Annotated in this window: 18 protein-coding genes and 1 tRNA gene; 8 read left to right on the top strand and 11 right to left on the bottom strand. The window is 70.6% G+C overall.

The annotated features are described in order from the left end of the window. Positions 1-156: 156 nt before the first annotated feature. Genes pcaDC through pobA form a run of 8 tightly spaced genes read right to left on the bottom strand, consistent with a single transcriptional unit; the run spans position 157 to position 7691 of the window. Positions 157-1335 carry a bifunctional 3-oxoadipate enol-lactonase/4-carboxymuconolactone decarboxylase PcaDC gene (gene pcaDC / locus AC07NS_RS24330; protein ID WP_494607495.1) on the bottom strand — a complete coding sequence of 393 codons (1179 nt, stop codon included), beginning with the start codon at positions 1333-1335 and terminating at the stop codon, positions 157-159. After that, positions 1335-2486: a 3-carboxy-cis,cis-muconate cycloisomerase gene (pcaB, locus tag AC07NS_RS24325; RefSeq protein ID WP_494607494.1), complete on the bottom strand. Its 1152-nt coding sequence runs from the start codon at positions 2484-2486 to the stop codon at positions 1335-1337. The genes pcaDC and pcaB overlap by 1 nt, the downstream gene beginning before the upstream one ends. Before the next feature lie 17 nt (positions 2487-2503). Continuing rightward, positions 2504-3190: a protocatechuate 3,4-dioxygenase subunit alpha gene (pcaG, locus tag AC07NS_RS24320; RefSeq protein ID WP_494607492.1), complete on the bottom strand. Its 687-nt coding sequence runs from the start codon at positions 3188-3190 to the stop codon at positions 2504-2506. Further along, complete coding sequence (gene pcaH / locus AC07NS_RS24315; protein ID WP_494607608.1) at positions 3180-3890, bottom strand: protocatechuate 3,4-dioxygenase subunit beta; 711 nt, start codon at positions 3888-3890, stop codon at positions 3180-3182. The genes pcaG and pcaH overlap by 11 nt, the downstream gene beginning before the upstream one ends. A 30-nt stretch (positions 3891-3920) precedes the next feature. Continuing rightward, a complete protein-coding gene (gene pcaF / locus AC07NS_RS24310; protein WP_494607490.1) occupies positions 3921-5120 on the bottom strand; it encodes a 3-oxoadipyl-CoA thiolase in 1200 nt (399 codons plus the stop codon). Continuing rightward, positions 5117-5773, bottom strand: a complete 657-nt coding sequence (locus AC07NS_RS24305; protein ID WP_494607488.1) for a CoA transferase subunit B — start codon at positions 5771-5773, stop codon at positions 5117-5119. The genes pcaF and AC07NS_RS24305 overlap by 4 nt, the downstream gene beginning before the upstream one ends. Beyond that, on the bottom strand, positions 5773-6498 hold the full coding sequence (locus tag AC07NS_RS24300; protein WP_494607487.1) for a CoA transferase subunit A: 726 nt from the start codon (positions 6496-6498) through the stop codon (positions 5773-5775). Before AC07NS_RS24300 ends, AC07NS_RS24305 begins: the two co-directional genes overlap by 1 nt. Before the next feature lie 17 nt (positions 6499-6515). Beyond that, positions 6516-7691 carry a 4-hydroxybenzoate 3-monooxygenase gene (pobA, locus tag AC07NS_RS24295; protein ID WP_494607485.1) on the bottom strand — a complete coding sequence of 392 codons (1176 nt, stop codon included), beginning with the start codon at positions 7689-7691 and terminating at the stop codon, positions 6516-6518. A 162-nt stretch (positions 7692-7853) separates the two neighbouring features. Between pobA and AC07NS_RS24290 the strand changes: the two genes are divergently transcribed. The 3 genes from AC07NS_RS24290 (at position 7854) to AC07NS_RS24280 (ending at position 9939) form a co-directional block, all read left to right on the top strand. Beyond that, entirely contained in the window at positions 7854-8738 is an 885-nt protein-coding gene (locus tag AC07NS_RS24290) for a helix-turn-helix domain-containing protein (RefSeq protein WP_494607483.1), read from the top strand. A 79-nt stretch (positions 8739-8817) separates the two neighbouring features. Then, positions 8818-9597, top strand: coding sequence for an acyl-CoA thioesterase (locus tag AC07NS_RS24285; RefSeq protein ID WP_494607481.1), 780 nt, complete (start codon positions 8818-8820; stop codon positions 9595-9597). A 267-nt stretch (positions 9598-9864) separates the two neighbouring features. After that, a tRNA-Thr gene (locus AC07NS_RS24280) sits at positions 9865-9939 on the top strand. A gap of 17 nt (positions 9940-9956) precedes the next feature. Here the strand turns inward: AC07NS_RS24280 and AC07NS_RS24275 are convergent. From AC07NS_RS24275 to AC07NS_RS24265, 3 genes are all read right to left on the bottom strand, one after another. After that, entirely contained in the window at positions 9957-10151 is a 195-nt protein-coding gene (locus tag AC07NS_RS24275; RefSeq protein WP_110120652.1) for a hypothetical protein, read from the bottom strand. A 99-nt stretch (positions 10152-10250) separates the two neighbouring features. Next, complete coding sequence (locus tag AC07NS_RS24270; RefSeq protein WP_494607479.1) at positions 10251-11456, bottom strand: sensor histidine kinase; 1206 nt, start codon at positions 11454-11456, stop codon at positions 10251-10253. After that, on the bottom strand, positions 11446-12003 hold the full coding sequence (locus AC07NS_RS24265; RefSeq protein WP_494607477.1) for a response regulator: 558 nt from the start codon (positions 12001-12003) through the stop codon (positions 11446-11448). The genes AC07NS_RS24270 and AC07NS_RS24265 overlap by 11 nt, the downstream gene beginning before the upstream one ends. 117 nt (positions 12004-12120) lie before the next feature. Between AC07NS_RS24265 and AC07NS_RS24260 the strand changes: the two genes are divergently transcribed. From AC07NS_RS24260 to AC07NS_RS24240, 5 genes are all read left to right on the top strand, one after another. Further along, positions 12121-13434, top strand: coding sequence for an efflux RND transporter periplasmic adaptor subunit (locus tag AC07NS_RS24260; protein WP_494607475.1), 1314 nt, complete (start codon positions 12121-12123; stop codon positions 13432-13434). 2 nt (positions 13435-13436) lie between these two features. Then, positions 13437-14117, top strand: coding sequence for an ABC transporter ATP-binding protein (locus AC07NS_RS24255; RefSeq protein ID WP_487289745.1), 681 nt, complete (start codon positions 13437-13439; stop codon positions 14115-14117). Positions 14118-14128: 11 nt separating this feature from the next. Further along, positions 14129-16576 carry an ABC transporter permease gene (locus AC07NS_RS24250; RefSeq protein ID WP_494607474.1) on the top strand — a complete coding sequence of 816 codons (2448 nt, stop codon included), beginning with the start codon at positions 14129-14131 and terminating at the stop codon, positions 16574-16576. A gap of 203 nt (positions 16577-16779) precedes the next feature. Continuing rightward, the gene (locus AC07NS_RS24245) at positions 16780-17253 is read left to right on the top strand and encodes an RNA polymerase sigma factor (RefSeq protein WP_494607472.1); all 474 of its coding nucleotides are present in this window, start codon (positions 16780-16782) and stop codon (positions 17251-17253) included. Continuing rightward, positions 17250-18194: a FecR family protein gene (locus tag AC07NS_RS24240; RefSeq protein ID WP_494607471.1), complete on the top strand. Its 945-nt coding sequence runs from the start codon at positions 17250-17252 to the stop codon at positions 18192-18194. Before AC07NS_RS24245 ends, AC07NS_RS24240 begins: the two co-directional genes overlap by 4 nt. Positions 18195-18282: the final 88 nt, after the last annotated feature.

The raw sequence follows: 18282 nt of genomic DNA, 5'->3' as shown, positions 1-18282 counted from the left end.
GCCAAGAAACCTCCCCCTGTGGGGGAGGCGGCCGAAGGCCGGTGGGGGGACGTTTTCAGCTTCCGCTGTGGTGGAAGTTCAGCAGTCACACCCCCCACCGATCGCTTCGCGATCACCTCCCCCACAGGGGGAGGTTCCTGTTGGATCGGGCGAAGCCTACAGCCCCAGTTCCGCGATCACGCTGGCCGCTTCGGTGAACGCCGTATTCGCCGCCGGAACCCCCGCGTAGATCGCCGTCTGCATGAGCACTTCCTTCAGCTCGTCCTGGGTGAAGCCGCCTTGCTCCAGGCCGGCGCGGACGTGGAGGCGGAATTCTTCCCAGCGGGCCAGGGAGGCGCAGATGGCCAGCACCAGCAGGCGGCGGGTCTTGTGGTCGAGGCCCGGGCGGCCCCAGATCTCGTTCCAGGCGTAGCGGGTGATCATCGCCTGGTAGTCGGCGGTGAAGGCCGTGCGCTTGGCCAGGGACTTGTCGACCCAGGCGTCGCCCAGCACCTTGCGGCGGTTCTTTAGGCCGGCCGCGAACAGCGTGTCCTTGGCGGCGCGCTCGGTCGGATCGGCGCCGAGGAAGGCCCGGACGGCGCCGGCGAAGGCGGCCGGGGCCTCGATCGAGGGCAGGTGGGCGGCGTCGATCAGGGCGGTCGCCGCGTCGGGGATGGCGGCGGCGATGCGATCGCCGTGGCCTTCGAAGGGGGTGGAGACGTCCTTGGTCCCGCCGATCACCAGGGTGGGGACGGTGATGGCGGAAATCCGCTCCAGCAGGTCCATGTCGCGGATGGCGGCGCCGCAGGCGGCGTAGCCCTCGGCGCTGGTCGCCAGCAGGCCCGCGCGGACGGTCTCGACCTGTTCGGGATGCAGGCTGCGGAAGTCTTCCGAGAAGAAGCGGCCCAAGGCCATCTCGGCGATGGCGGCGAGGCCCTGGCTACGGACGGTGTCGATACGGGTCTGCCAGGCGGCGGCGTCCATGGCGGCTGAGGTGCAGGCCAGGACGAGGCCCGTGAGGCGCTCGGGCGCCTTCAGGGCCAGCTCCATGGCGATCATGCCGCCCAGCGAGGTGCCGACGACGGCGGCTTTCTCGATGCCGGCCGCGTCCATCGCCGCCAGAACGTCGCTCGCCAGCAGGTCCAGGCTGTAGTCGCCGGCCGGGGCGTCGGAGGCGCCGTGGCCGCGGGTGTCGAGGCGCAGCAGGCGAAAGTCGGCCAGCAGCAGCGGCGCGGCGGCGTCGTAGAGGCCGATGTCGCAGCCGATCGAGTTCAGCAGCACCAGCACGGGTTTGTCGGCGCCGCCGTCGAGACGGAAATAGAGGCGGGCGCCGTCGGCGGCTTGGGCGAAGGCCATCAGCGGTCCTTTTCGTAGTGGGCGAGCGCGCGCTGGGCGATGCCTTCGCTCTCGCCGGTGTCGGTCCCAACGCCGGCGGCGGCGAGGTTGGCGGCCATGCGATCGGTGTGGACTTCCAGGCCCTCGATTACCGGGGCCATGACGGAGAGAGCCCCGTGGGCCAGTTGGAAGAGCTCGGCGATCACCGGGCCCTCGGCCTGCCAGCCGCCCAGGTCGCGCTCGTGCGGCTGGGGCAGGGCGGAGACCAGGGTGGCGGCCAGGTGCGGGGCGCGGATGGCGGCGGTCAGGGCCGTCTGGCAGGCGGTGGGGTTGCGCTTGTGGGCCATGGCCGAGGAGCCGCCGCGCCCTTCGACGCGCGGCTCGAAGGCCTCGGCCACCTCGCCCTGGGCCATCAGGGAGAGATCCCGGGCGATCTTGCCGACGGCGCCGACCAGGATGGCCAGGGCCGAAGCCAGGGCTGCGATCGCTTCGCGGCGGGCGTGCCAGGGGGCGACGGCGGGGGCGAGGTCGAGGATCTCGGCGAGGCGATCGGAGACGGCCAGGGCCTTGCCGTCCATGCCGGCCAGCGAACCGGTGGCGCCGCCGAGCTGGACCTGCAGGGCGCTCGCGGCCTCGGTCTCGAAGCGGGCCAGGGCCGCGTCGACGCCCAGCAGCCATTGCGAGGTCTTCAGGCCGAAGGTGATCGGCAGGGCCGCCTGCAGCAGGGTGCGGCCGATCATCGGCGTGGCGGCGTGCGCCTTGGTCAGGGCGGCGAGACCGGCGGCGAGGCGGCGGGCCTCGTCCACGATCAGCGCCGTTCCGGCCTTGGCCTGGAGGACGAGGGCAGTGTCGGCCAGGTCCTGGCTGGTGGCGCCCTTGTGCACCAGGGCGGCGATCGCCGGATCGGCGATGCGGCCGCGCAGGTCCTTGACCAGGGGGATGGCCAGGGTGCCGGCGTGGGCGGCCGCTTCAGCCAGAAGCTCGACGTCGGGTAGATCGGCGCAGGCGGCGGCGATGCAGTCCGCCGCGTTCGCATCGATCAACCCGACGTCCGCCTGCGCCCGGGCCAGGCCCGCCTCGAAGCGCAGGGCCGCGCGCAGCAGGGCCTCGTCGCCGAAGATCGCCAGCATGGCGGGCGTCGAGGCCGCGCGATCGCGGATCAGGGAAGGCAATGGCGTCTCCTAGGCGGCTAGACGTCGAAGAAGACGGTTTCGCGCTCGCCTTGCAAGACGATGTCGAAGCGCCAGGCGTCGCCGACCTTCCGGGCCACCAGAGTGTCGCGGCGTTCCGCCGGCACCAGGGCCAGGATCGGGTCCTCGGCGTTCTGGGGCGCGTCCTCGAAGTACACCCTGGTGACCAGGCGCTTGATCAGGCCGCGGCCGAACACGCCGACGGCGATGTGCGGGGCCTGCAGACTGTTGCCCGGGCCGGGCACGGCGCCGGGGCGCACGGTCTTGAAGCGATAGAGGCCGGTCTCGTCGGTCGAGGCGCGGCCGAAGCCGACGAAGCCTTCGTCCAGCGGGATCTCGGCGCGATCGTCGTCGGGGCTGGCGTAGCGGCCGGCGGCGTTGGCCTGCCAGATCTCGATCATGGCGTCCGGGATCGGCTTGCCGTCGGCGTCATAGACCACGCCTTCGAGGGTGATGACCTCGCCGCTGACCGCGCCGCGCGGCGGCGACAGGTTCAGCACGTAGTGCTCCTCGGGGAACAGCTCCGGACGCGCGCCCATCTCCGACTGGCCGACCAGGTCGGCGCCGCCCTTCCAGGGCAGGCCGTAGTGGAAGAACGGGCCGACGGTCTGCGACGGGGTCTGGCCGAACAGGGCCGGGTCCTGGTTGTCGTGGCGGGGCGCCGGGTTGACCTGCTCAGTCGTCATGGTGGTCGTCCTCGGTAGGCGTGGCGTCGCGGCCGCGCAGCACCACGTCGAATAGATAGCCCAGGGCCCAGTTGGGCTTGGTGGTCTCGATGTCGAAGCGCGAGACCATGCGGTCGCGGTAGGGCATGGGCACGGCGTTGGCGATCGGGTCGATCTCGATCAGCGGATCGTCGGGGAAGTACATCTGGGTGACGATGCGGCTGGCGAAGGCCGGGCCCAGCAGCGACAGGTGGATGTGCGAGGGCCGCCAGGCGTTGTGGTGGTTGCCCCACGGATAGGCGCCCGGACGGATGGTCACGTACTGGTAGCGGCCTTCGCTGTCGGTGACGACGCGGCCGGCGCCGGTGAAGTTGGGATCCAGCGGAGCGTCCCACTGGTCCTTCTTGTGGATGTAGCGGCCGGCGGCGTTGGCCTGCCAGATCTCCATCACCGTGTTGGGCACGGGGCGGCCGTTCTCATCGAGCACGCGGCCGGAGACGACGATGCGCTGGCCCTGCGGCACGCCCTTGTGCTGGGCCGTCAGGTCGGCCAGGGACGCGCCCATCAGGTTCTCCCACTGGCCGGCCGGACCGGTGGTCTCGGTCAGGGTGTGGGGGATCTTGACCAGCGGCTGGCGGGGCGAACGGGCGATGGTCGAGGCGTAGGCGGGGGCCAACGACGGCGGCTGGCCGGCGTCTTCCCGCGCATAAGGCAGGATCAGGGTCACGAGGACCTCCTAGTCTTTCGGTCGTCAGACACGTTCGATGGCGAGGGCCGCGCCTTGGCCCACGCCGATGCAGAGGGTGGCCAGGGCGCGCTTGCCGCCGGTGGCTTCCAGCTGGCGCAGGGCCGTCAGGGCCAGGCGCGTTCCGGAGGCGCCGAGCGGGTGGCCCAGGGCGATGGCGCCGCCATTGGGGTTCACGTGGGCGCCGTCGTCGGGCAGGCCAAGCTCGCGCAGCACCGCCAGGCCCTGGGCGGCGAAGGCCTCGTTCAGCTCGACCACATCGAAGTCGCCGATGGAGAGGCCGGTGCGGGCCAGCAGGCGCTGGGTGGCCGGGACGGGGCCGATGCCCATGACGCGCGGGGCGACGCCGGCGGTGGCGTAGCCCAGCACGCGGGCGCGCGGGGTCAGGCCGTGGCGCTTCACCGCCGCTTCCGAGGCCAGGATGATCGCGGCGGCGCCGTCGTTGACGCCCGAGGCGTTGCCGGCGGTCACCGTGCCCTCCGGACGGACGACGGGTTTCAGCTTGGCCAGGGCCTCCAGCGTCGTCTCGCGCGGGTGCTCGTCGCGGTCGACGATGGTGGGGCCGGCCTTGCCGGGGATCTCGACCGGGGTGATCTCGCCGTCGAAGAAGCCGGCCTTGATGGCGGCGGCGGCGCGCTGCTGGCTGCGCAGGGCGAAGGCGTCCTGGTCGGCGCGGGTGACGCCGTAGTCGGCGGCGACGTTCTCGGCCGTCTCGGGCATGGAGTCGACGCCGTAGGCCTTCTGCATCGCCGGATTGACGAAGCGCCAGCCGATCGTGGTGTCCTCGATCTTGGCGGCGCGCGAGAAGGCGCTGTCGGCCTTGCCCATGACGAAGGGCGCGCGGCTCATGCTCTCGACGCCGCCGGCGACGACGAGGTCGGCCTGGCCCGAAAGGATGGCGCGGGCGGCCGTGCCGACCGCTTCCAGGCCCGAGGCGCACAGGCGGTTGACGGTGACGCCCGGCACGGTTTCCGGCAGGCCCGCCAGCAGCAGGGCCATGCGGGCGACGTTGCGGTTGTCCTCGCCGGCCTGGTTGGCGCAGCCGTAGATCACCTCGTCCACCGCGGACCAGTCGAGACCGGGATTGCGGGCGATCAAGGCCTTCAGCGGGATGGCCGCCAGATCGTCGGCCCGCACCTTCGACAGGCTGCCGCCGTAGCGGCCGAACGGGGTGCGGATGGCGTCACAGATGTAGGCGACGGTCATTGGAAGGCTCCGGGGTCGAAGGCGGCCTGGGTCTTGGCCTTGACCTCATCCAAACGAACGTTTGGAGCCAGTTCAACCAGCTTCAGGCTCTTCTTGCCGTCGGCGCCGCGCTCCAGGGTGAAGACGCAGAGGTCGGTGATGACCATGTCGACGCAGCCCTGGCCGGTCAGGGGCAGGGCGCAGCGCTCCAGCACCTTGCTCTCGCCGGCCTTGTTGGCGTGGTCCATGACCACGATGACGCGCTTGACGCCGGCCACCAGGTCCATCGCCCCGCCCATGCCCTTCACCATCTTGCCCGGGATCGTCCAGTTGGCGATGTCGCCGTTCTGGGCCACTTCCATGGCGCCCAGGACGGTGAGGTCCACATGGCCGCCGCGGATCATGGCGAAGCTCTGGGCGCTGTCGAAGAAGCTGGAGGTCGGCAGCTGGGTGATGGTCTGCTTGCCGGCGTTGATCAGGTCGGGATCGACCTCGTCCGGATAGGGGAAGGGCCCCATGCCGAGCATGCCGTTCTCGCTCTGCAGGGTGACGTGCACGCCTTCGGGAATGTGGTTGGCGACCAGGGTCGGGATGCCGATGCCCAGGTTTACGTAGAAGCCGTCCTGCAGCTCCGCGGCCGCGCGGGCGGCCATCTCATCGCGGGTCCAGGCCATTACGCGTTCTCCTCGCCCGAAACTTCCCGGGGACGGGTCGTGAGCTTCTCGATGCGCTTCTCGTTGATGGTCGAGAGCACGATGCGGTCGACATAGATGCCGGGGGTGTGGATGCCGTCGGCCTCCAGGGCGCCGGCCTCGACGATCTCTTCGACCTCGACGACGGTGACCTTGCCGGCCGTGGCCATCACCGGGTTGAAGTTGCGGGCGGTCTTGCGGAAGACGAGGTTGCCTTCCGGGTCGGCCTTCCACGCCTTGACGATCGACAGGTCGGCGCGCAGCCAGCGCTCGCGCACGTAAAGCTCGCCCTCGAACTCCTCGACCGGCTTGCCCTCGGCCACCACCGTACCGACGCCGGTCTTGGTGTAGAAGGCCGGGATGCCGGCGCCGCCGGCGCGGATGCGCTCGGCCAGGGTGCCCTGCGGGTTCAGTTCCAGTTCGAGCTCGCCCGACAGGTAGAGCTGTTCGAACAGCTTGTTCTCGCCGACGTAGGACGAGATCATCTTCTTGATCTGGCCGTTGTTGAGCAGCATCCACAGGCCGAAACCGTCGGCGCCGCAGTTGTTGCTGATCACGGTCAGGCCCTTCACGCCGGTGTCCTTCAGGGCCGGGATCAGGGTCTCGGGATTGCCCGACAGGCCAAAGCCCCCGGACATCAAGGTCATGCCGTCGAAGGTGACGCCCTCCAGGGCGGCCGCGGCGCTCTCGTAGATCTTGCTCTTCATGATGTCTCCGGAGCCTCCTAGACCAGCGGGAGGCCGACATAGTTTTCGGCCAGCGTCACCTGGGCGGCGCGCGAGCCCTTGATGTAGGCGAGTTCGGCGACCTGCATCTTGCGGTCGAAGCCGTCGCGGTCGGGGAAGCGGTGGGTCAGGCTGGTGAACCACCAGGAGAACCGCTCGGCCTTCCAGACGCGGGCCAGCGCCCGGGCCGAATAGCCGTCGATCCCGGCCTTGGAGCCCTCGTTGAAATACTCGGTCAGGGCTTCGGACAGCATGACCACGTCGGAGACGGCCAGGTTCATGCCCTTGGCGCCGGTGGGCGGCACGATGTGGGCGGCGTCGCCGGCCAGGAACAGGCGGCCGTGGCGCATCGGCTCGGCGACGAAGCTGCGCAGGGGGGCGATCGATTTTTCGAACGAGGGGGCGCGGACGATGCGCGAGGCGGCGTCCGGACCCAGGCGGATCGAGACCTCGTCCCAGAACCGCTCGTCCGACCAGTCCTCGATCCGGTCGTCCAGCGAGCACTGCACGTAGTAGCGGCTGCGGGTCGGTGAGCGCATCGAGGCCAGGGCGAAGCCGCGCTCGTGGTTGGAATAGATCAGTTCATGGTCGCAGGGCGGGGCTTCGGTGAGAATGCCCAGCCAGCCGAACGGATAGACCCGCTCGAAGGTCTTCAGCACGCCTTCCGGGATCGCCGCCCGGCTGACCCCGTGATAGCCGTCGCAGCCGGCGATGAAGTCGCAGTCCAGGCGCTGCTCGACGCCATCCTTGCGCCAGGTGACGTAAGGGCGATCGCCCTCGATGTCGTGCGGCTGGACCTGGTCGGCGTCGAAGACGATCTGGACGCCGCGCTCCTCGGCGGCGTCGAAGAGGTCCTTCATCACCTCCTGCTGGCCGTAGACCATCACCGTCGAGCCGCCGGTCAGTTCGGCCATGTCGATGCGGAAGACCTCGCCGTCGCTGGCCAGGTTCGTGCCGCCGTGGACCAGGCCTTCGCGGCGCATGCGGGCGGAAAGGCCCAGGCGCTCCATCAGGTCGACGGTGATCTGTTCGAGAACGCCGGCGCGGACGCGGCCTTCGACGTAATGGCGGTCCTTGCGCTCGACGATGACGGCGTCGACGCCGGCCTGCTTCAGCAGGTGGCCGAGAAAGAGGCCAGCGGGGCCCGCGCCGATGATGGCGACCTGAGTGCGCATGGGGTCCTTACGTCTCGCTCCCTGGGGGCGCCTCACGGCGTCTTGTGTGGGAGGAGCCTAGCTCTCCGGTCTAGGATTGGGATGGACAGAGCGCGCCAAAACTTGGACATTTCGCACAGGTGTTCGCATGGCGCACAAATTCTGGATCTCCCGGGCCTGACGATGGAAAAGACTGTCGTTCCTAGCTTTTTCCTGTTCGGCGAGCCGCCCCAGGCCGCCGAGGGCAAGTTCATCCATCTGGAGGCCTTGGACGATCGCACGCGGCCCAACGACTGGAACATCCGCGCCCACGCCCATGGCGACCTCAACCACGTCTTTCACCTGACCACCGGCGGCGGGACGATGATGGCCGAGGACCGCCGGATCGCCTTCACGGCGCCGTGCCTGCTGGTGGTGCCGTCGGGCGTGGTGCACGGCTTCGCCTACGACGTGGGGACGGCCGGCTCGGTGCTGACCATCGCCGACAGCTATCTGCGCGACCTTTCCATGCGCGAGCCGGCTTTCGCGGGCCTCTTCCGCGCGCCGGCGGCGTTGGCCCTGACCAAGGACTCGCGGGTCGAGGGGGCGCTGGAGGGGCTGGCGCGCGAGCTGGTCTGGGCCGCGCCCGGCCATGCGGCGGCGGTGGAGGCGCACCTTCTGACGGTGCTGGTCGAGGCGCTGCGTCTCAGCGTCTCGGCGCGGGCCGGGGAGGGACCGGCGGCGATCGGCGGCCACGCGGCGCTGGTGGCGCGGTTCCGCGAGCTGGTCGAGGCCCGCTATCGCGAGCACCTGTCGCTGGAGGCTTACGCCGACCTGCTGGGCGTCACGGCCAGCCGCCTGCGGACGGCCTGCGCCAAGGCGGCCGGCGCGGCGCCGCTGAAGCTGGTGCAGGACCGCATCCTGCTGGAGGCCAAGCGGGCGCTGCTCTATTCCAACATGACCGTGGCCGAGGCGGCCTATCACCTGGGTTTCGACGATCCGGCCTATTTCTCACGCTTCTTCGCCAAGGCCGTGGGGGCCTCGCCCCGGGCGTTTCGCGAGGGCGCGCGGGCCGAGGCGGTGTCGTAGCGTCACCGATTGACGTCAGTTTCGAATTAGGACTATGTCGATCGCGCGCCGCGTCCTGGCGCGCAAGAGAGCCTTGTCCGTGCCCAGCTACAGCGAACTGATCGACGCCCTGCGCATCGATGGCGAGGCGGTGGTCGCCAGCGTCGGCGACGACTGGAAGCAGGGGCGCACCACCTATGGCGGGCTGTCGGCGGCCCTGTGCCTGGAGGCGGCCGCGCGCCGCCTGCCGGACGCGCCGCCGCTGCGTTCGGCCCAGTTCGCGTTCGTGGGGCCGGCGGCCGGGGAGCTGTCGGCCAGGGTCGAGGTGTTGCGCCAGGGCAAGTCGGCGCTGTTCGCCAATGTCGACCTGAGCGGCGAGGGCGGCCTGGCCACGCGGGGCCTTCTGACCTTTGGGGCGCAGCGGGCCTCCAAGCTCGATCACCTGGACCTGCCGGCCCCGGACGCGCCCGCGCCGGAGACGCTCGAACTCTTCATCCCGGAGGGCGCGGGTCCGGCCTTCGCCCGCCAGTTCGAGTTCCGCTATGTGGCTGGCGGCCGTCCCTTGAGCGGTGGACCGCCCGATTTCCTGGTCTGGATCCGCCATCGTGATCCGGCCGCGCGGTCTCTCGCCGCCATGGTGGCCCTGGCCGACGCCCTGCCGCCGCCGGCGCTGTCGGTGTTCGACCAGTTCGCGCCGATCTCGACCATGACCTGGTCGATGGATGTGCTGGGGAATGCGCCGGAGGATGACGGCTGGCGCTTGATGTCCAGCCGCGCCGAGACCATCGCGCAGGGCTATTCCGCCCAGGCCATGACCCTGTGGAGCCGGGACGGGACCCCGTTGATCGCGGCGCGCCAGACGGTGGCGGTGTTCCTCTAGGGCCCATCTGGACGCTCGCGCTTCCATCTGCCCCGAGCTTCCCCGCGAAGGCGGGGATCCAAGCTGAGTTGGCGGACGATCCGCGACCGTTCCGTGGCTCTGAAGGTCGGCTTGGGTCCCCGCCTTCGCGGGGAAGGACGGTGTTGGAGCGTCCTTCGAGGGTTTCAGCCGTGAATTCCAGTCCACGGCGGCCATTGCCTCGCGTCATCGACTGCGGCTAAGGAGAACGCCCGTTCGCGAACGCGCGCCGTTCGCCGACGTCGAGGCGCCGGCTTAGCTCAGCGGTAGAGCAGCGGTTTTGTAAACCGAAGGTCGGGGGTTCAATCCCCTCAGCCGGCACCAGTCTCCAGCAATCCCTCTCAGGCCTCGGGCTCGTAGTGGACGAAGCCGGCCGGATCGAGGGACTCGAGCACGCCGCGCACGGTCAGGCCCTCGGAATGATGGCGCTCGAAATCCTCGACCTCGTAGACCTGGCCGGTGAAGACGCCCAGGTGGGGCAGGCCGGCGCCGGTGCGCAGGATCATGTCGCCCTGTCGAAAGACGCGTTCGGTCATGGCAAAGTCCTCCCGTTCCTTATCCTGAGATTGCAGGCGAGCGGGCTCTCGACCAAGACACGATGATGTCAGCTTCCCGAGCGGAACCTCTTTCGACGTTCAGAAAGCCAGCGTCAGGCGCAGCCGCGCGCCGCCCAGGGCGTCCGGATCGCCGGGCTCGGGCGGCGTCAGGGCCAGGGTTCCGCCGTGGGCCTGGACGATCTGGCGGGCCAGGCTGAGGCCGACGCCCGAGCCCGTGGCCTTGGTGGTGTAGAACGGCAGGAACACCTGGTCGGCCTGGTCGGGCGCGACGCCAGGGCCGGAATCTTCGACGGTGATGTGCAGGGCTTCGCCGATGCGCTCGGCCGATAGGCGCACGCACGGCGAGGGGTGCTCCAGCGCGGCCTGGGCGGCGTTGTTGAGCAGGTTGCCGACCGCCAGCCACATCTGGTCCTCGTCGATGCGGACCTCGATGTCCGGCGGGATCGCGCGCTCCAGCGCCACGCCCTTGTCGCGCCACTGGGCCTCGAAGCTTTCGCAGGCGACGTCGAACCAGGCGGGCAGGTCGGCCAGGGTGCGCACCGGCGGCGGCAGGCGGGTCATGGTGCGGTAGGCGTTGATGAAGTCCTGAAGGCCGGCGGTGCGGGCCACCACCCGCTCCAGGGCCTTGATCGCCGTGGCGGTCGCGTCGTCGCCGCCGTCGCGCAGGAGATCCAGAGCGCTGCGGCTCATTGAGGCGACGGGGGTGAGGGCGTTCATCAGTTCGTGGTTCAGCACCCGCAGCAGGTCGCGCAGGGCGGCGGCCTCGGCGGCGCGGACGTCGGCGGAGATGTCGGTCAGCACCACCAGGTCGGCGGGCTGGCCGTTCTCGATCAGTTCGGCGCGGCTGACGGCGTAGGCGGCGTCGCGCCAGCGGACGGGGGTGGCCAGATCGGCCAGGGGCTGGCCGTCGGTCAGGGCGCGGCGGGCGGCCGAGGGCAGGGCGTAGGGCGTGTCGAACAGGCGGCGGGCGGCGCGGTTGACGGCCAGGACCTGGTCGTCCTGTCCGCGCAGCAGGATCGGCGAGGGGACCTGGTCGAGCAGCAGCTGCAGCCGGCGTCGGCTGAGGTCGGTGGCGAAGGCCTCGCCCGGCAGGGCGGCGCGGGCGGCCAGCGGGCGGCCCGACAGCAGGCGCTGGGAAAGGGCGGTGGCCAGGCCGGCGGCGACCAGCACGCAGAGCAGGGCGTTGGCGTAGAGCCCGTGGGTGAAGGCCAGCCACGCCAGGGCGCCGACCGCGAACAGCGCGGCCTGGACAGTCAGCAGCAGGGCGAGCGGCCTAAAGCCCATGCTTTTCCATCCGCCGATAGAGCGCCGCCCGGGTGATGCCCAGGTCCTTGGCCGCCTGGGAGACGTTGAAGCCGTGGCGGGTGAGGGCGGCCTGCACCAGGGTGCGCTCGGAGCGTTCGAGGTTGAGGTCCTTGGGCGGCAGGCCGGCGGGCACGCGGCGCGGGGCCTCCAGCGCCGCCTGGATCGAGCCCAGGAAGCGGTCGTTGTTCCACGGCTTGACCACGAAGTCCTGGGCGCCCAGGCGCATGGCCTGGATGGCGATGGCCATGCCCGAATGGCCGGTGACCACGACGACGGGCAGTTCGGGCGTCGCGGCCAGGGCGGTTTCGAGGAAGGCCAGGCCCGCCTCGCCCGAGGTGTCGCCGCGCCGGAAGTTGAGGTCGAGCAGCAGCAGGTCGATCCCGCCCTGGGCCAGGCGCTGGTGCGCCGCGGCCGGCGTCTCCAGTCCCTCGAAGGCGAAACCGCCCCGCGCGAGCACCAGGCTGGCGGAGGTCAGGATGTCGGGATCGTCGTCGAGAAAGAGGACGGTGGGCCGGGCGTCGGACATGTTCGGAAACGTACACTCTCAAGCGGCGGTTGAGGCGAAGAATTTGCCAAAACTCCGTATAAATCAAATAAAATCAGATATTTATGTCTATTGAGCGGGTGCTGTTAGCCTAGCAGCATGACCAGGACCGTCCTGCTTTCCTCAACCCATGACGACGCCGGCGCCGGCGGCATGGACCGCCGCGTCGAGCGGCCGTGGCACGCCAAGCGCGCCTGGCGGCTAGGCGTGGCCGCCGCTGCGGTGGTCGTGGTCGGCGCCGCGGCCTGGACCCTGTCGCCGAGGGCGGGGTCGGTGAACGTCGACGCCAACCTGCTGACCATCGGCGCGGTGACCCGCGCGCCCTATCTCGACTACGCCCCGGTGCGGGCCGAGGCGGCGCCGGCCGAGACGACGCTGGTGGCGGCCGAGGCCTCGGGCCGGGTCGAGAGCGTCGGGGCGGCTGACGGCGATCGGGTCAGCGCCGGCCAGGTGCTGGCGCGGCTCAGCAACGCCCAGCTCAGCCTCGACGCCGCCGCCCGCGAGGCCGACATCTCGGCGCGGATCAGCGACAACGCCAGCCGGGTGATGTCGCTGAAGTCGGCCGAGGAAAGCCGCGAACAGGCCCTGGCCGACACCGCCTACGCGCTCAACAAGGCCCAGCAAGAGCTGGAGAAGCGCCAGGTGCTGCTGTCGCGCGACCTGCTCAGCGAGGCGGCGGTCAAGCCCTATGCCGACGAGGTCGCCTACCAGCGTCAGCGGCTGGCGGCGCTGAAGGCCGGCCAAGCCTCGGACAAGGCGTTCTACGTTTCGCAGCGCGCCCAGGCCGCGCGCACGGCTGAAGACCTGAGGCGCAACCTCGTGGAGGTGGGGGCGGGGCGCTCGGCCCTGGTCGTCCGCGCACCCATGAGCGGCCGGCTGACGGCCTTCGACCTCAAGCCTGGCCAGGCCGTGACCCTGGGCCAGAGCCTGGGCCAGGTGGACGTCGAGGACGCCTACAAGCTGCGCGCCCAGGTCGACGAGTTCTACCTGCAGCGCCTGGCGGTGGGGCAGAGCGCCGAGGCGACCGTCCATGGCCGCACGGTGCAGGCCCGCGTGGCCAAGGTGTTTCCCCAGGTCACGGCCGGGCGGGTGACGGTGGAGCTGGCGTTCGCCGGCGCCCAGCCCGCCGGCCTCAAGCGCGGCGAGGCCATCGACCTGCGCCTGTCGCTGGGCCAGCCGGCGAGCGCGGTGATCGCCCCGTCGGGCGCCTGGCTGAGCGAGACCGGCGGAGCCTGGGCCTTCGTCCTGTCGCCCGACGGCAAGCGCGCCGAGCGGCGGGCGGTGACCATCGGCCGGCGCAATCCCGAACAGGTCGAGGTGGTGAGCGGGCTCTTGCCTGGCGAGCGGATCGTCACCGCCGGCGCCCAGGACCTGCAGAAAGCCAAGACCCTGCGACTTCGAGCGAGAGACTGACCATGATCGAACTGAAATCCCTCTCGCGCCGCTATCGGTCGGACGAGATCGAGACGACGGCCCTGCACGACGTGTCGCTGACCATCCGCCAGGGCGAGTTCGTGGCCATCATGGGTCCGTCCGGCTGCGGCAAGTCCACCCTGCTCAACATCCTGGGCACGATCGATCGGCCGACCGAGGGCCGCTACCTGTTCGACGGCGCGGACCTGACGGCCAGCAGCGAGGCGGCCCTGGCCCAGCATCGCGCCCAGCGGCTGGGCTTCATCTTCCAGAGCTTCAACCTGGTCGATGATTTGACCATCGCCGAGAACATCGAGCTTGGCCTGCTGTATCGGAAAGGTCGCCAGGGCTCGCGCCGGGCGCTGGTCGAGGCGGCCATGGACCGGGTGGGCGTGGGGCACCGGGCGCGGCACTTCCCGCATCAGCTGTCGGGCGGCCAGCAGCAGCGGGCGGCGATCGCCCGCGCCATCGTCGGCGAGCCCAGCCTGATCCTGGCCGACGAGCCGACCGGCAATCTCGACACCGAGAACGGCGCCCAGGTGATGGAGATACTCAAGGGCCTGAACGCGGCCGGGGCGACCATCGTCATGGTCACCCACTCGCCCAGCCACGCCGACCAGGCCGGCCGGCGCATCGACATCCTCGACGGGCGGCTGGTGGCCTCCGTCGCCCAGGCGATCTGAGGAGGCGGGGCGTGCTGCGTTCGATCCTGGTCGCCTTCTGGCGCTCGTTCACCCGGCGGCCGCTCTATGCGGCGCTGAACCTTCTGGGCCTCAGCCTGGGCGTGGCGACGTTCCTGACGCTGAGCCTGCTCTATCGCTTCGAGACCAGCTACGAGCGCTGGACGCCCGAGCGCGGCAAGATCTACGCGGGCGGCGTGGCCTACAACATCCCCGGCTTCACCCACGCCACGCGGGTGGGGGCGATGGGCGGCCTGCTGGAGGAGATGAAGGCCGACTATCCCGACGTGCGGGGCGTGCGCGACTGGCCCCAGCTGGTCACGGTCCACAAGGGCGCGGCGGCCACGGCCGAGCAGATGGAGCTGGTCGATCCCGAGTTCCTGGACTTCTTCCAGGTTCCGCTGCTGGCCGGCGACGCGCGCACGGCCCTGGCCGATCCGGGCAAGGTGGTGATCTCCGAGGACCTGGCCCGCAAGTATTTCGGCACGACCGACGCCGTCGGGCGAACACTGGAGGTCACCGAGACCGAGGGGCGGGCGACCTACACCGTCAGCGCGGTGTCCAGGGCGCTGCCCAAGAACAGCGAGCTGAAGCTCGACATGCTGCGCCTGCTGACGCCGACGCGGACGGCCAGGGAGGAGAACTGGCATCAATGGGGCTCGATCCAGCTCCAGACCTATTACAAGTTCGACCGGCCCGAGCAGGCGCGCGCCCTGGAGGCGCAGTTGCCGGCCTTCGTCGACCGGCGGGTGGGCAAGACCTTCGGCGACGTCGTCCCGCATGAGATGCTGGCCCTGAAGTTCGTACCCGTGGGCGACGTGCACCTGCTGGACGCCAAGCAGCGGGCGGCGGTCGACACCCTGGGCGTGGTCGGGATCGTGGCTTTGGCTCTGGCCCTGATCAACTATGTGAACCTGGCGACCGCGCGGGCGGGCCTGCGGGCCCGTGAAGTGGCCGTGCGCAAGACGCTGGGCGCGGGTCCCGGGGCGCTGCGGACCCAGTTCCTGGGCGAGGCGGCGGTGACCATCGCCCTGGCGTTCCTGTTCGGTCTGGCGGTGGTGGAGCTGGCCCTGCCGCTGATCAACGTGGCCGGCGGCCTGTCGCTGAACCTCGACTATCGGCAAGACGGGACCTGGGTGGCGGGGGTGTTCGGCGTGGTGCTGGCGGCGGGCCTGCTGGCGGCGGTCTATCCGGCCTTCATGCTGGCGGCGTTCAAGCCGGCCCAGGTGCTGGCCTCGAGCCGCGCGCCCAGCGGCGGCCGGTTCGGCGCGCGGCTGCGCGAGGCCCTGGTGGTCTGCCAGTTCGCCGCGGTGGTGGCCGCCTTCGTGCTGATGCTGGGGTTCCTGGGGCAGATCCGGCACATGCAGGACGCCGACTTCGGCTATCGCCGCGACGGGCTCTACATCGTCACGGCCACGCGCGGGGTGGGGGTGACGCCCGAGCAGCGCAACGCCTACTGGGAGGCGGTCAGGCGCATCCCCGGCGTGATCGCGGTGACGGCCAGCAGCAACGCCCCGGCCGACGACAGCTTCAACAGCAACTCGACCGCCACCCGCCTGGACCGGGCAGCGCGCCCGGGTCTTTCGCCCACCCTGAACCTGTCGTCGATCGGTCCGGACTACTTCCAGGCGCTGGGGGGCAGGCTGATCGCCGGGCGGCTGCTGGACACGCAGCACGGCGGCGACGAGCAGTACGATCCCAAGGCCACGCCCGACACCGTGACCAACGTGGTGATCAGCCGCGCGACGGTGAAGCTGATGGAATACGCCTCGCCGGAGGAGGCGCTGGACAAGCTGCTGAACTTCGCCGGCCGCAAGGTGCGCATCGTCGGCGTGGTCGAGGACATGCGCTTCTACAGCCCGATGGAGAAGGTGCCGGCCAAGATCTACTTGTTCAGCGGCTATCCGGCCTATTGGCCCGCGGACTGGCCGATCACCATGGTCCGCTATTCGGGGATGGACGACACGGCGATGCGGGCGCGGCTGGAGGCGGCCTGGCGGCAGGCCGCGCCGAGCACGCCGTTCGAGGGCAAGACGGCGCTGGCCAATCTGGACCGCTACTACAAGCCCCAGCGCGACCGCTCCAACCTGTTCAGCCTGGGGGCCGCGGCGGGGGCGGGGATCGGCTGCATCGGGCTCTACGGCCTGGCGGCGTTCAACACCTCGCGGCGGGCGCGGGAAGTGGGGCTGCGCAAGGTGCTGGGGGCCTCGAGCTCGCAGGTGGCGCGGCTGCTGATCGGCCAGTTCCTGCGGCCGATCCTGATCGCCTGCCTGATCGCCTGGCCCTTGGCCTGGTGGGCGCTGCGGCGCTGGCTGTCGCAGTTCGACGACCCCGTGGGCGTGGGGCCGGGGATCTTCCTGGCCGGCGCGGCGGTGGCCCTGACCATCGGCCTTGCGACGGTCGGCGGGCTGGGCTGGGCGGCGGCCGCGACCTCGCCCGGCAAGGCGCTGCGCAGCGAGTGAACGGCGCGCACGGTCAGGTGGAGAGTGTCATGGCGCTCTCCCTCAGGCTTCGTTGTCCTTGATCGCAAAGGCTTTTCGCCGTGGATGGCGCCTGCGCGGCGGGCAGTTGACTGGCCGGTCCCGGGCTTGCAGAGCTAGGCGTTGACGAGGCGCGCGCCGACAGCAAAGAAGCGCGCCATCGAGGGCGGGCAGGGGCGATCGGTGTGAAGGACGAGGGCTGGCGCGGGCTGGTGCGCCGCATCACGCGCATCACGCGCGACCCCGCCGGCGCGGAAGACGTGGTCCAGTCGGCCATGCTGCGGATGCTGGAATACCGTCGGGCCAACGCGCTGCAAAACCCCGAGGCCTTCGTCGCGCGGGCGGCGGTCAATCTGGCCATCGACGAGCGGCGCCAGAAGGCGCGGCGGCCCGAGGAGGGTCTGGATTTCGTCGAGAACGCCCTGGCCGACGCCAATCCGCTGCAGGACGAGGTTTTGAGGGCCCGCGAGCGTCTGGCGCGGCTGAAACTGGGCCTGGCGCGTCTCAGCCCGCGAACACGCGAAGTCTTTTTGCTTCACCGACTGGAGGGGCTGAAGTATCGGGAGATCGCAGAGCGCCTCGGGATCACCGTCAGCGCCGTGGAAAAGCACGTGGCCAAGGCGGCCCTGTTCCTGACCGGATGGACCGAGAAGTGGTGAGCCCAGCGCGCGATCTCGACGCTGTACGCAAGGAGGCGGCCGACTGGCTGGCCCGCCTGCGCAGCGACGCGCGCGGCCCGGCCGACGAGGCCGAATTCAAGCTCTGGCTGAGTCGCTCCGAGGATCACCGCTCCAGCTTCGACGCCCTGACGGCGACCTGGGAGCTGGCCGGCGCCCTCAAGCACGATCCCGAGATCGCCGCCTCCACCCGCCGTCGCGCGCCGTCGATGGCGCGCCGCGCGGTGCTGGCCGGGGTGGGCGTCGGCGCGGTCGGGATCGGCTGGCTGGCGCTGGCGCCGGAGGTCTACGCCACCGGCATCGGCGAGACCCGCACCCTGCATCTCGACGACGGCACCTCGATCCTGCTCGACGCCGACAGCCGCATCCGGGTTCACCTGGGCGGCCGCAAGCGCAAGGCGACCCTGGTGCGGGGACGGGCCTTCTTCCGCGCCGCGACCGATCCGGTGAAGCCGTTCGTGGTGACCGCCGAGGGCCGCGAGATCGTCGGCGACGGCGGCGACGCGTTCGACGTGTCGCTGAACGATTCCGCCGTGGCCGTGACGGCGGTCGAGGGCCAGGTGCTGGTGATGGACGCCGGCCAGCCCTCCAGCCGCCTGACCGCGGCCGCCGGGCAGCGGATCGTCATGGCGGGCGAGGGCGCGCCGCGCCGCGAGACCGCCGACGTCCAGGCCGCCACGGCCTGGCGCTTCGGCCAGGCGGTGTTCGACGACCAGACCTTGGCCGCCGCCATCGCAGAGATGAACCGCTACAGTCGTCGCCGCATCGTGCTGTCGGAGCCGGGTCTCGAGGACCTGCGGATCAGCGGCGTCTACAAGGCCGGCGACAACGAGGCCTTCGCCCGTTCGGTGGCGACCCTGCTCGACCTGAAGGTCCAGACCAGCGCCGGCGGACTGCTGATCGAGCCGCGCGCCGGGGCATGAACGCGTCGTTTCGCGGCCCCCAAAAAAGTTGCTGAGGAAAAATCGACCGCCGTCGTCAGGCCTCTAGAGCCCGAACATGTCGGGCTAG

Source organism: Caulobacter sp. GW821-FHT10A10, assembly GCF_059415745.1.
This window is presented reverse-complemented; position numbering and strand designations above follow the sequence as displayed.